General features: G+C 72.2%; 11 protein-coding genes and 1 pseudogene. 4 read left to right on the top strand and 8 right to left on the bottom strand.

Going from position 1 to position 12,319, the window contains the following annotated elements; all coding sequences use genetic code 11:
- The 3 genes and pseudogenes from ADK55_RS06490 to ADK55_RS06480 all read right to left on the bottom strand — a co-directional run.
- Positions 1–409: pseudogene (locus ADK55_RS06490) on the bottom strand (ATP-dependent DNA ligase); the annotation flags it as partial.
- 117 nt (positions 410–526) lie between these two features.
- A complete protein-coding gene (locus tag ADK55_RS06485; protein ID WP_053676491.1) occupies positions 527–1,708 on the bottom strand; it encodes a Ku protein in 1,182 nt (393 codons plus the stop codon).
- Positions 1,709–1,798: 90 nt separating this feature from the next.
- Positions 1,799–2,629, bottom strand: coding sequence for a nuclease-related domain-containing protein (locus tag ADK55_RS06480; RefSeq protein ID WP_053676490.1), 831 nt, complete (start codon positions 2,627–2,629; stop codon positions 1,799–1,801).
- A gap of 352 nt (positions 2,630–2,981) precedes the next feature.
- Here ADK55_RS06480 and ADK55_RS06475 point away from each other — a divergent pair, with 352 nt between their 5' ends.
- The 3 genes from ADK55_RS06475 to ADK55_RS06465 all read left to right on the top strand — a co-directional run bounded on the left by ADK55_RS06475 (position 2,982) and on the right by ADK55_RS06465 (position 5,781).
- A complete protein-coding gene (locus tag ADK55_RS06475) occupies positions 2,982–3,587 on the top strand; it encodes a hypothetical protein (RefSeq protein WP_053676489.1) in 606 nt (201 codons plus the stop codon).
- A gap of 146 nt (positions 3,588–3,733) precedes the next feature.
- Positions 3,734–4,519: a hypothetical protein gene (locus ADK55_RS06470; RefSeq protein WP_053676488.1), complete on the top strand. Its 786-nt coding sequence runs from the start codon at positions 3,734–3,736 to the stop codon at positions 4,517–4,519.
- Positions 4,516–5,781: a sensor histidine kinase gene (locus ADK55_RS06465; RefSeq protein WP_053676487.1), complete on the top strand. Its 1,266-nt coding sequence runs from the start codon at positions 4,516–4,518 to the stop codon at positions 5,779–5,781. Before ADK55_RS06470 ends, ADK55_RS06465 begins: the two co-directional genes overlap by 4 nt.
- 346 nt (positions 5,782–6,127) lie before the next feature.
- Here ADK55_RS06465 and ADK55_RS06460 read toward each other — a convergent pair whose 3' ends face one another.
- Genes ADK55_RS06460 through ADK55_RS06450 form a run of 3 tightly spaced genes read right to left on the bottom strand, consistent with a single transcriptional unit; the run spans position 6,128 to position 8,092 of the window.
- Positions 6,128–6,400: a hypothetical protein gene (locus ADK55_RS06460; RefSeq protein ID WP_053676486.1), complete on the bottom strand. Its 273-nt coding sequence runs from the start codon at positions 6,398–6,400 to the stop codon at positions 6,128–6,130.
- Between the two features lie 10 nt (positions 6,401–6,410).
- The gene (locus ADK55_RS06455; RefSeq protein WP_053676485.1) at positions 6,411–7,124 is read right to left on the bottom strand and encodes a TetR/AcrR family transcriptional regulator; all 714 of its coding nucleotides are present in this window, start codon (positions 7,122–7,124) and stop codon (positions 6,411–6,413) included.
- Between the two features lie 29 nt (positions 7,125–7,153).
- On the bottom strand, positions 7,154–8,092 hold the full coding sequence (locus ADK55_RS06450) for an AurF N-oxygenase family protein (protein ID WP_053676484.1): 939 nt from the start codon (positions 8,090–8,092) through the stop codon (positions 7,154–7,156).
- Positions 8,093–8,279: 187 nt separating this feature from the next.
- Here ADK55_RS06450 and ADK55_RS06445 point away from each other — a divergent pair, with 187 nt between their 5' ends.
- On the top strand, positions 8,280–9,389 hold the full coding sequence (locus ADK55_RS06445; RefSeq protein ID WP_053676483.1) for a ferritin-like domain-containing protein: 1,110 nt from the start codon (positions 8,280–8,282) through the stop codon (positions 9,387–9,389).
- A 33-nt stretch (positions 9,390–9,422) separates the two neighbouring features.
- On the opposite strand, the gene ADK55_RS06440 is transcribed toward ADK55_RS06445, so the two are convergent.
- The gene (locus ADK55_RS06440; RefSeq protein ID WP_053676482.1) at positions 9,423–10,883 is read right to left on the bottom strand and encodes a penicillin-binding transpeptidase domain-containing protein; all 1,461 of its coding nucleotides are present in this window, start codon (positions 10,881–10,883) and stop codon (positions 9,423–9,425) included.
- Entirely contained in the window at positions 10,880–12,253 is a 1,374-nt protein-coding gene (locus tag ADK55_RS06435; protein ID WP_053676481.1) for an FtsW/RodA/SpoVE family cell cycle protein, read from the bottom strand. The genes ADK55_RS06440 and ADK55_RS06435 overlap by 4 nt, the downstream gene beginning before the upstream one ends.
- Between the last annotated feature and the right edge of the window lie 66 nt (positions 12,254–12,319).

Here is a 12,319-nt window from a genome sequence, read left to right as displayed (position 1 = left end):
GGCCGGGGTCGAGGTCGAGGATCAGCCGGTCGGCGGTGGCGGGGGCGGCGGCGGGCCACTGGTGGGTGTGGAACTCGACGACGAGGTTGGCGGCCCACATGAGGGTGGGCAGGTCGCCGACGACGACCTGCTCGGCGGTGAGGTCCTCGGACCGGGGTACCGGGGTGGTCCGTACCCAGTCGGGCGTGCCGGGCGGCGGGTTCTTGGTGAAGAAGAGCTGACCGTCCGGGCCGTCGGGATAGCGCAGGAACGAGACCGGCCGGTCGTGGAGGTGGGGCAGCATCGCGTCCGCGACGCGGGCGTAGTAGTGCAGGACCTCGCCCTTGGTGAAGCCGCTCTCCGGGTACAGCACCTTGTCCAGGTTGCTGAGCGAGATGCGGCGCCCTTCCACCATCGTGATCGGCGCCATGGGAGCAGACTGGCATGGATCAGGTGGAAACGGGCGGTCGGGGCGGCCAGGTGGTGGAAGGCCGGGGGCGGACGGGTGGACGTACGGCGGACGGGCGGGCGGACGGGCGCGGGGCCGTCAGGCGGAGGCCGCGCGTCTGGTCGTCTTCTTGGCCGCCGCGGTCTTCGCGGTCGTGGTCGTCGCCTTCGCCGTTCTCGTCGTCTTGGCCGCGGACGCGGCGGTGCTCTTCCTGGCGGCGGTCCTGCTCGCGGACGTCTTCGCCGCGGTGGTCTTCGTCGCGGTGGTCTTCTTGCCGCCGGTCTCCTTGGGTGAGGCGGTGGCCTTCTTCGCCGCGGAGCCGGTGGCCTTGCGCGCCTGGGCCGTCTTCGCGGTCGTCGTCTTCGCCGCCTTCTTCGCGGGGGCGCTCTTCTTGTGCGTGGCGGCCCTCTTCTCCGCCGCGGTCTTCCGCGTGTTGCCGGGCACGGGCAGCGTGCGCACCTCGGCGTCCGTGTCGCCGTCCGCGGCGGCCGGCTCCCCGCGGGATTCCCTGGCCGCGCGGACGCTGTTCTCCAGGGCGGCCATCAGGTCGATGACCTTGCCGCCGGTCGGGGCGGCCTCCTCCTCGTCGCGGGGCGGTTCGACGCCCTGGAGCCTGGCCTCGATGACCTGCTGGAGGGCTTCCTGGTACTCGTCGTGCAGCGCGGACAGGTCGAAGTCCTGGGAGAGCATGTCCATGAGCGAGCGGGCCATCTGGAGTTCCTGGGGGCGGATCGTCACGTCCCCCTCCGGGGTGATGCCCGCGGCGGGCCTGACCTCGTCGGGCCACAGGCAGGTCTGGAGGACCAGGGTGTCCTCGTGGACCCGGAGCACGGCGAGGGCCTCGCGGGACCGGATGGCGATCTTCGTGACGGCGATCTGCCCGGACTCGGTGAGGGCCTCGCGGAGCAGGGCGTACGGCTTGGCGGCGGCGCGGTCGGACGTGCCGACGTAGTAGGCCTTGGAGAACATCAGCGGATCGATCGTCGAGGCGTCCACGAACGCCAGCACGTCGATGAGCTTCTTGCTCGGGAGGGGAAGGTCGGCGAGGTCCTCGTCGGACAGCATGATCATGCTGCCGTCCGGAGCCTCGTAGCCCTTGGTGATCTCGTGGTACGGAATCTCCACGTCCTCGGCCTCGCAGACGCGCCGCAGACGTACTCGTGAGCCGTCCTTCCCGTGCACCTGGCGGAGCGGAATGTCATGCTCCTCCGTGGCCGTGAAGAGCTGCACCGGGATCGTGACCAGCCCGAACGAGATGGCCCCCTTCCAGGTAGCCCTCATGCCGCGCTCCTTCCCTGGGGAGGTCCTCAGGCTATGCCGAGGAGCCGGAGCGCGACACTCGAAGGCGGCCGGGTCCGCGCCGACGGCGGCTCACCACGCACGGGCCCCGGTTCGCCGCCGGGTGGGACGGAGCCAGGTACGCGTGTCGCGGGCGAGGGCGTACAGGGCGTCGACGTCCGGGGGCTTGAGCGTGGCCGGGTTCGAGGCGAAGTGGGCGGCGGCGGTGCCGGGTTGGAGGATCCGTACGTCGCGCAGGGTGGGGGCCACCTCGACCCGCGAGGCCTCGACGAGGGCGAGCGCGGGGACGACCGGCGCCGTCAGCACGCGGGTGGCGTACGCGGCGGCGAGTCGGGCCAGCCGGGGTTCCGGGCCGGGTTCGTCGCGGCCCACGGTGAGCAGGAGGTCCCCGATCCGGGCGCGCCGGCGCAGACCGGGGACGGTGCGGACGCAGAGGACGCCGGGCGGGCCGATGAGGAGGTGGTCGATCACGCCGCCGTCGGGCAGCGGGACGGCGTGCAGGACCCGGCAGTCCTCGCTCTCCAGTGCGTCGAGTTCGGCGCCCATCCGTTCCAGGGCCTGGAGTTCCCGGCGGATCCGGTGCCGGGTCCTGGCGCCCGGGGAGCCGTACGTCAGCTCGCCCAGCAGGGGCTCCCCCGGACGGTTCGGGGCGAGGTCCTCGTCCGGGGGCAGCGCGAGGCGGAGCAGGTCGGCCGCCGTGGGCACCGGGGGCGGGCCGACGGTGTAGTCGCCGGTCAGGTACGGGCGCAGGGCCGTCAGGACCGCCTCGCGGCGGGTGTCGGACAGCAGGCTGACGCGGTTGGTCCGCCGGTCGTACCAGGCGACCGCCTCGCCGTCGGGCAGGTTGACGTACAGCCGACCTCGGCCGGGCCGGCCGCTCGGCAGCACCTTGAGTCCGGGCATCGGCCTCACCCCCGCATTCCATGGGAGCAGGCCGGCCGCCGACGGACAATCCCCCTGCCGGGTCCTGGGGCCGAGCCCCGTCGTTGGAGTGGCGTAGAGCTCCTCGTGGGAACGAGGGGATGCGCGGGGCGTTCGTGGCCGGCGGGTTCCGCGGGGCGGGCGTGCCGGGCGGGGCGGGCGATCGGTCCGGTAACGGCCCTGACGGCCCGTGTAACGACTCCGACGGAACCCCGTCGGGTTGCTGTTACAGAAGCACCGCTGTACCGCAATGACGGACGCCTACGTTTATGTCATCTGAACACGCCCGGCCGCCTGGACACGCCGGGACCCGACCCGCAACGAAGGACCTCCCGTGAGTACCGTCAGCCGTCGCAGTCTCGTTCGCGCAGCCGCCGTGACCGCATGCGCCGGCAGCCTCCTGGCACTGCCCACCGCCGCCGCGCTCGCGGACGGCGTACCGGCCGCGTCGACGGGGCAGCGGACCCTGGTCAAGAGCCTCTCCCTGGCGGACGGCGAGTCCCTGGCCCGGATCTACCGGGTGGCCGACGACGCGTACGAGGCCGAGATCCTGCGCGACGGCGCCCGGGTCGCCACGTTGGCCGGTCGGGACGGCGCGACCGACGTCGGCGGTTCCGGCGGCCTGCACGTCTCACTGCGGGCGGACGGCCGGCTCACGTCGTGGGTCGGTGACACCCGTCCCGCCGGCGACGCGTCGCACGCCCTCTTCGGCGACGGCCGCAAGACCGGGACGCGCAGCGGGCACACCGTCCCCGTCTCGGCACACACCCCGGAGTCCGCGGCGCGTGCGGGCGGGACCGCGGAGGCGTTGCGCCTGAACACCGTGGCGGACGGTCCGGGCGAGGGCGTGCTGCTGCTCGCGGCGGGCGGCGGCATCGCGGCCATCGGCGCCGCCGGGCTCGGCTTCGCGATGGTGCGTCGCGGACGCACGGAGGGCTGACACCCCGGTTGTCGGGCGGCGGGTGGGCGGATCGGCCGGCCCGGAGTCCACCGGGCGGACGCGTGAGCAAAAGGGATGTATCTCTGCATAAGGTTGGCTGGAAACCGACCGCCACCGGCCTGCCGCAGAGAGGATGGCCCGCCCCCGTGAGAACGCTCCCCGTCCGGACGCGCACCGTTCTGCTGCTGCCCGCCCTGCTGCTCCTGGTCGCGGGCTGCGGCGACTCCGGCGAACTGGTCGCCGCCGGGCCGACGCCGACGGCGAGCGGGCCCGTGAACCTGTGGCCGGGGCGGCAGGGGGCCGTGGTGCCGCCCGCCGATCCGGGGGGCGCGCCGCCCGAGTACGTGCCGGGGCTGCCCCGGGTCAAGAACCAGGACGTACACGAGGTCGACCCGGTGGCACTGGTCCAAGCCGAACTGCGCGCGCACCCGAACACCGACGTCGGCCCGGACGGGATGCCCCGGGAGACCGCCGACGCGGTCCTGGCGTGCGGGAAGGAACCGACCGGGAAGTGTCCGGTCCTGAGCCCGTACTACCGGGACCTCACCGGCAACGGGAAGGACGAGATCGTCGTCGGGATCGAGTTGCCCGACAAGATGCTGTCCGTACGGGCCTACACGGCGGACCCCGACGGACGGCTCAACCGGATCATGGCCACCATCGACACCGTGATCGGCGTGGAGCTCGCCGGCCGGGACGTGATCCTGCGGGCTCCGAGCGGCAACAACGGCTACGAGCTGATCACCGCCTGGTCCTGGGACGGGAAACAGCGCAGCATGCTGCCGACGCGCGAGCAGATCGTCCGGGTGCCGGGACCGGCGCGCCCGCAGCCTTCGACGGACGCGACCCCGGGGACGGGCTCGGCGACGGGTTCGGGTCCGGCGACGGGTTCGGCGACGTCTGCGGCTGCGGCGGGCGGGGCCTCGTCGTGAGGCATCGGTTGCCGGCCTGGACCGCTTCGCTGACCTGGAAGGCGGCGTGCTTCATCGTGATCATGTGCTGCTCGCTGGCGGCGGTGCTGGGCGCGCTGGTGCACGTGGAGGTGACCCGGCAGACGGTCGGGACGGCGCGCGACAAGGCGTTGGAGAAGCTGCGCGACGCTTCCCGCGCGTACGAGGCCGGCGAGGCCCTGCCCCCCGATTCGGGGCTGGACCCGACGGAGCTGCCGCCGTCGCTGCGGGAACTCGCGGTCGGTGGCCGGCAGGGAACGGTCGTGGGCACCCACGACGACCGTCCGACGATGTGGGCGGCGGGCCCCGCCGACGGCCGGGCCCTGGCCACCGCCGTCGACTACAGCCAGAGCGCACGGACGATCAGCGGCCTGGACCACGCGATCACCGGCTCCTCCCTGTTGGCGATCGGGGGAACGCTGCTGGTGGGGGCGTTCGCCGTGCGGCGCGTGACCCGGCGACTGCACCAGACGGCGACGGTCGCCCGGCGCATCACCCAAGGCGACCTCGACGCGCGGGTCGGCGATCCGCGCACGCGGGACCCGGCACGCCACCAGGACGAGGTGGCGACGGTCGCGGGCGCGCTGGACACGATGGCCGGCAGCCTCCAGGCGAAACTGATGAGCGAGCAGAGGTTCACGGCGGACGTGGCGCACGAGCTGCGGACGCCGTTGACAGGCCTACAGGCGGCGTCGGAACTGCTGCCGGAGGGACGGGCGACGGAACTCGTACAAGAGCGGGTCCGTACGATGCGCCAACTCACCGAGGACCTGCTGGAGATCTCCCGACTGGACTCGGGCAGCGAGGCCGTGGAAACCGACCTGCACCAGCTCGCGCGGCTCGCCGGGAGAGTGGTGCGGGCCTCGGGGACGGACACGGAGGTGGTCGTCGTCCGGGACGCGCACGTGGAGACCGACCGGCGGCGGCTGGAACGGGTGCTCGGCAACCTGGTGGCCAACGCCCACAAGCACGGGCGTGCGCCGGTGGTCCTGACGGTGGACGGGCCGGTGGTGACCGTACGGGACCACGGCGACGGCTACCCCGACTACCTGATCGCGCACGGCCCGCAACGCTTCCGGAGCGGGTCGGACTCCCGCTCGGGCAAGGGCAAGGGGCACGGGCTCGGGCTGACCATCGCGGTCGGACAGGCCCGGGTCATCGGGGCGCGGCTGGAGTTCCGGCGCGGAGCGGAGGGTGGGGCGTTGGCGGTGGTCACCCTGCCGTTGCCCTGGCCGGGCGGGTGAGGGGGCCGGGTCTTTGCCGTGGTCGGGCCGTTGCCGTGGTCGGGCGGGACCGGTGCGCCGGCCGGGCCGGTGGTGCGGTGCCGTGCGGCGTCGATGCTGCCGGCCCCGGCTGCGCCGGGCGCCTCAAACGCCGGCGGGGCTGAGATGCAGCGCCGCCCGGCCTGCCCCGGTCACGAGCGACGGAGCCTAGATCCACGCCGCCCGGCCTGCCCGGTCACACGAGCGGCGGAGCCTAGATCCACGCCGCCCGGCCTGCCCCGGTCACGAGCGGCGGAGCCGAGATACAGCGCCGCCCGGCCTGACCGGTCACGAGCGGCGGAGCTGAGATCGGCGCCGCCGGGCCCGGTCACGCCGGGGGTGGGGTCTTGGTCCAGGGCCAGCGGGGTTTGGGTCTGGTGCCCGAGGGGACGAAGGTGTACTTCCAGCCCTTCTGGAGGCCCAGCCGCTTCGAGTAGCCCGCCGGGACGCGCTCGTACAGCAGGACCGTCGGGGCGCCGCCGTCCGGGGCGGGGACCGGGATCTCGTACCACTTGGCGGGGTGCCCGGTCGGGCCGAGGAGGATCGGGAGGGTCCGGCCGTCCATCGGGCCGCCCTCGAAGGGGGTGGGTTGGCTTCTCACCCCTCCAGTGTCACAGCAGGTGGGCGGCCTCGGAGACCACGGGGATCACACGGCGGGCCAGCACCCCGACCGGTCCCTCCGCGGATTCCAGGGACAGGGCCGCGCGTGCGGCGGCGGCGGTCTCCGGGTCGGTGGCGGCGGTCGCCGTGAGCAGGGCGATGAACTGGTCCAGCAGCCAGTCCCGCAGCTCCTGCACGCCGGGCTGCTTGCCCTCGTCGATCCAGATCAGCGAGGCCGCCTCGACGGCGGTGATCCAGGTGCGGACCATCATGCGCAGCCGCGGACCGGGTTCCGGGACGCCGAGGTGGACGAGGATCTGTTGGGCGGCGGCCCGGCGGATGCCGTCGACGGTGGCCGTGGTGCGGGAGGTCTCGACCACGCTGCCGCCGTTGAGGAGGGCGGAGAAGCCCGCGTCGTGTTCGTCGACGAAAGCCAGGTAGCGGTCCAGGGCCCGGGACAGCCGCCGGGTGAGGGGTCCGGCCTGGGGTTCGGCGAAGCACTGCTCCAGGAGTTCGGCCGCGGAGCGCAGGGCGGCTTCGTAGAGCTGCTGCTTGCCGCCGGGAAAGTAGCGGTAGACGAGGGGGCGCGAGACGCCGGCGGCCTCGGCCACGTCGTCGAGGGAGACCTCCTCCGGTGCCCGGTGCGCGAACAGCGTCAGGGCCGCGTCGAGGAGTTGGGCCCGTCGCTCCTCGACGCTCAGCCTGCGGTACGCGCGTACGGTCATGCCCGCAGGGTAACCCCCGGGGCGGCGCCTCAGGCCAGGAGTCCGGAGCTCTGCCAGAGCCGGCGGCCGACCCCGCGCAGGATTCCTATGTCGTCGAGGAAGTCGGTGAGCCGCTTGGCGCCGGTCTGCATGACCTCGCGCCGGTGGCCGCTCGCCTTGACCTGGGCGACGGCTTCGTGGCGGTCGAGGCCGATGTTGTCGTAGACATGCGGGTTGACGAAGGCCAGCGAGAAGACGCGGGCGGCCTCGCCGCAGCTGATCCGGGTGAGTTCCTGTTCCCAGCGCGGGGCCGTCAGCATCTGGCGGCGCAGTTCCTCGCGGGCGTAGCGGACGTGCCGGGCCTCTTCGATGACGTGGATGCGGGTGACCCCGCGCACGAGCGGCTGGATGCGCTCGTCCGGGAAGGTGAGCCGTTGCATCCAGTCCAGGATCTCCTCGCCGAGCAGGGTGCAGGCGAAGGAGCCGGGGGTGGTGGAGATCGTCTTGAGGACGCGGGCGAGGTTGTGGTTCGCTCGGGAGACCGGGTACTCGGGGGCTCCGCCCTTTTGGATCATGCGGGCGAACATCATGGAGTGCCGGCATTCGTCGGCGATCTCGGTGAGCGCGTAGCGGACGTGATTGCTGGTCAGCGACTTGTCGTAGATGTGTCGGACGAGCAGCTGCATCAGGATGATCTCGAACCAGATGCCGAGCGAGGCGAGCGCCGCCGCCTCGTGGCGGGAGAGCTCGATGCGCTGCTCCTCCCCCATCTTCTTCCACATGGGGGTGTCGTAGAGGGAGAGCAGTTCGGGCGGCCAGTAGTACTTGCCCTCGATCGGCGGGGCGTCCCAGTCGAGTTCCGTGTCGGGGTCGAAGGAGTGCTTGGCCGAGGATTCGAGCAGTCGTTCGGCGATCTGTTCGCGGTCCTTGAGCAGGCCGAGCGCGTCCTTCAGGACCCGGCGATCCGTGCGGTCGGTCGTGGTCGTCATCGCGGGGGCACCTCGCCCGTCGTGTGGGGTCGCCGCCGGGGAGTTACCAGCGGTCACCTCTTATGAGACTGCCTGTCAGCAAGGCCGTCAATCCCCCGCGCACGACTTGTTGACCCCGTGTCTACCAACGTGTGACGCTGCCAACTGTCCGCTCAGGCAGGGAAGTACGTGAGACGAAGGGGCGTCCATGTCGACGCACGAGCTCTACACAACGGCCCCGGGCGAGGCCGTCTGGCAGGTTCCGGCCTCCGGCGCGGCCCGTTTCAGCTGGGAGTACGACGGCGGCCGGGAGCGGCTGCTCGCGCTGTACCAGAAGGGCAAGGACAAGCAGTGGGACGGCGCCAAGCGCATCGCGTGGGACCTGGAGGTGGACCCGAACGACCCGCTCGGCACCCCCGACGAGGCGCTGACCCTCTACGGCACCCGACACTGGGCCAAACTCACCGACAAGGACAAGGGCGAGCTGCGCCGGCACTACGCGTCCTGGAACTTCAGCCAGTTCCTGCACGGCGAGCAGGGCGCGATGGTGTGCGCGGCGCGCATCGTGGAATCCGTGCCGGACCTGGACGCGAAGTTCTACTCCGCCACGCAGACCATGGACGAGGCCCGGCACGCGGAGATCTTCGGCCGCTTCCTGCACGAGAAGGTCGGGATGCTCTACCCGGTCAACGACAGCCTTCAGGGGCTGCTCGGGGACACCCTGCGCGACTCCCGCTGGGACATGCCGTACCTGGGGATGCAGGTCCTCATCGAGGGGTTGGCCCTGGCTGCGTTCGGGATGATCCGCGACACGACCGACAAGCCGCTGCCGAAGCAGATCCTCGCGTACGTGATGCAGGACGAGGCCCGTCACGTGGCCTTCGGTCGGATGGCGTTGCGGGACTACTACAAGCAGCTGACGGACGCCGAGTTGCGCGAGCGCGAGGAGTTCGTGATCGAGGGCTGTTACCTGATGCGGGACCGACTGCGCGGGGTGGAAGTGCTGGAGAACTTCGGGATCCCGCGCGCGGAGGCCGAGGAGTTCAGCGAGCAGTCGGAGTTCCTGCACCTCTTCCGGAAGCTGCTGTTCAGCCGGATCGTGCCGTGCGTCAAGGACATCGGGCTGTGGGGCGAGCGGCTCCAGAAGGCCTACCTGGACATGGGCGTCTTCGAGATGGGCGACTCCAACCTGGACCTGCTGATGAGCCAGGACGAGGAGATCGCCGAGGCGCTGGACCGCGAGCGGTTCGCCGCCGAGGAGCGGGAGCGGGTGGCGGAGGTGGCCGACGCCGTCGCGGAGGGCTCCGAGGGCGCGTAGGCCCCGGTTGCCCGCACACCCGGTCGGCGCCGGCTACGGCTTTCTCAGGGCCGCCTCCATCACCGCCCGCGCGATCGGCGCCGCGGCGCTGTTGCCGCTGATGTCGCGGCGGTTCGCCGCCGCGTCCTCGACCACCACCGCGACGGCCACCGCCGGGAACGGGGCGTCGTCGGCCTTGGCCCAGGAGATGAACCAGGCGTACGGGGTGCCCGCGTTGCCGACGCCGTGCTGCGCGGTGCCCGTCTTGCCTCCGACCGTCGCACCGGGGATCGCGGCGTTGCGGCCCGTGCCGTCCCGCACCACCTTGACCATCAACTCCTGCATCCGCAACGCCGTTCCCGGACTCATGGCGCGGCCCAGGGTGTGCTGGTCCGCGCGCCGGACCAGGTCCCCGTCGTCCTGGGTCGTGCGGTCCACCAGGTGCGGGGACTTGAGTTCGCCGCCGTTGGCGACGGCGGCCGCGACCATCGCCATCTGCAACGGGGTGGCCTTCGTGTTGAACTGACCGATCGAGGACAGGGCCAGCTGGTCCGGGCTCATGTCGGTGTCGAAGTTCGACCGTGACACCCAGGACGGCACCCGCAGCGTGTCGTCGTTGAAGCCGAGGCGCTGGGCGGCCCGCACCATGCCCTCCAGGCCGACCCGTACACCGATCTTGGCCATGACCGTGTTGCAGGACCACTGGACCGCCTCCGCCATCGAGGCGTCGACGCAACCGGTGCCGGCGTTGGGCAGCAGGGTGCTCGTGCCGGGCAGCGGGTAGGGGTCGGGGGTCTCGGTGGGCGCGTCCACGTCGGTGACCACCCCCGCCTCCAGGGCTGCCGCCGCGGTCACGATCTTGAAGGTCGAGCCGGGCGGGTACGTCTCGCGCAGCGCCCGGTTGAGCATCGGCTTGGCGGGGTCCGCGTTCAGCCGCTCCCAGGCCGCCTTGACCCGCGCACCGGTGCCGGACAGCACGGCCGGATCGTAGGAGGGGCTGCTGACCAGGGCGAGGATCCTGCCGGTGGCCGGTTCCAGGGCCGCGACCGCGCCACGCTTGCCGGCCAGCCCGGTGTACGCGGCGCTCTGCAGGGCGGCCCGGATGGTGGTGGCGACGTTCCCGCCGGCCGGGCGGCCGCGGGCCAGGTCGTACCAGAGCGGGAAGGCGGAGAGCCCCGGGTCGGTGCCCGAGAGGAGGGCGTCCTCGGCGCGCTCCACGAAGCTGGTCCCGTAGGTCTGGGAGGAGAAGCCGGTGACGGGGGCGTAGAGCGGGCCGTTGGCGTACGTCCTCTCGTGGCGCAGCAGTTGGCCGCTGTCGCGGGAGCCGGTGACGGGTCGGCCGTCGACCAGGACGTCCCCGCGCGGTTCGGCGTACCGCGCGATGGCGGGGCGCTTGTTGGCCGGGTTGGCGCCGTAGGCGGCGGACTCCCAGATCTGCACCCGGGCCACGTTGCACAGCAGGGCGACGGTCAGCGCCGCGCAGAAGTACCCGCACCAGCGGATGTACCGGATCATTCGGCGACCTCCGGTTCCACGGCCCGGGGTCGGCGCGCGCAGTCGCCGAGTCGGATCAGCAGGGCGACGATGATCCAGTTGGTGACGACGGAGGAGCCGCCCTGGGCCAGGAAGGGCATGGCCATGCCGGTGAGCGGGATCAGCCCGGTGACCCCGCCCGCGATGACGAACACCTGGAGCGCGAGGATCGAGGCGAGTCCGGTGGCGAGCAGTCGTCCGAAGGGGTCGCGCAGCGCGAGTCCGGTGCGAAAGCCCCGGTCCACGAGGAGCCCGTAGAGGACCAGGATCGCGGTCAGGCCGACCAGCCCCAACTCCTCGCCGGCGGTGGCCAGGATGAAGTCGGACTTGGCGGCGAACCCGATGAGGAAGGACTGGCCGTGGCCGAGGCCGGCGCCGAGGAGCCCGCCGGCGCCGAAGGCGAAGAGGGACTGGGCGAGCTGGCCGGGGCCCTCGCCGCGGTCGATGGAAGCGAAAGGATTCATCCAGTCGTCCACCCGACCGTGCACGTGGGGTTCGAACGTCGCGACCGCGTAGGCGCCCACGGCGGCGAGCAGCAGCCCGATCGCGATCCAGCCGATCCGGCCGGTGGCCGTGAAGAGCATGATCACGAAGAGGCCGAAGAAGAGCAGTGAGGTGCCGAGGTCCCGTTCCAGGATCAGCACCCCGACGCTGAGCAGCCAGATCGTGAGGATCGGCCCGAGGACCCGGCCGGGCAGCAGTTTGAGCTTCCAGAAGAGCCGCCGGCCGCCGAGGGCGAGGGCGGTGCGGTTCGCGGCGAGGTAGGAGGCGAAGAAGACGGCGAGCAGGATCTTGGCGAACTCCCCGGGCTGGAAGGAGAGGCCGGCGAGGCGGATCCAGATGTGGGCGCCGTTGACGGCCGGGAAGAAGACGGGCACCAGCATCAGCACGAGGGCGACGGCGACGGACAGGTACGCGTACCGCTGGAGCACCCGGTGGTCGCGCAGCACCCCTACGACGAGCACGAACAGCACGACTCCCAGGGCGGACCAGCGCAGTTGCTCCCCCGCCGTGAGGTGGTGGGGGGTGCTCAGGTCGAGCCGTTGGATGAGGACGAGGCCGAGGCCGTTGAGCAGGAACGCGATCGGCAGCACGAGCGGATCGGCATGGGGGGCGCCGAAGCGGACGGCGAGGTGCGCGAGCAGGGCGGCGCCGAAGAGCCCCGCCGCGTAGTGCGAGGAGCCCTCGGGGAGCCGGCCGGTGGACGCGTGGCCGACGTGCAGGTGACCGAGTACGGAGATCAGGACCGCCCCGGTGAGCAGCGCGAGCTCGACGCCGCGACGCTTGGCGGCGCGGTCGCCGCGGGGTGGGGGCGGGGCGGGCTCCGCAACCTTCGCCGTCAGAGCGGTCATACGGGGAAACGTAGCAAGGGCGCGGGGCGTATGTCCGTTTATGTCATAGAGTGCCGAAGAGTCGTC

Source organism: Streptomyces sp. WM4235 (assembly GCF_001279725.1).
Classification (GTDB): Bacteria; Actinomycetota; Actinomycetes; order Streptomycetales; family Streptomycetaceae; genus Streptomyces.
Note: the sequence above shows the minus strand (reverse complement) of the source record. Positions and strands in the feature narration are given on the sequence as shown.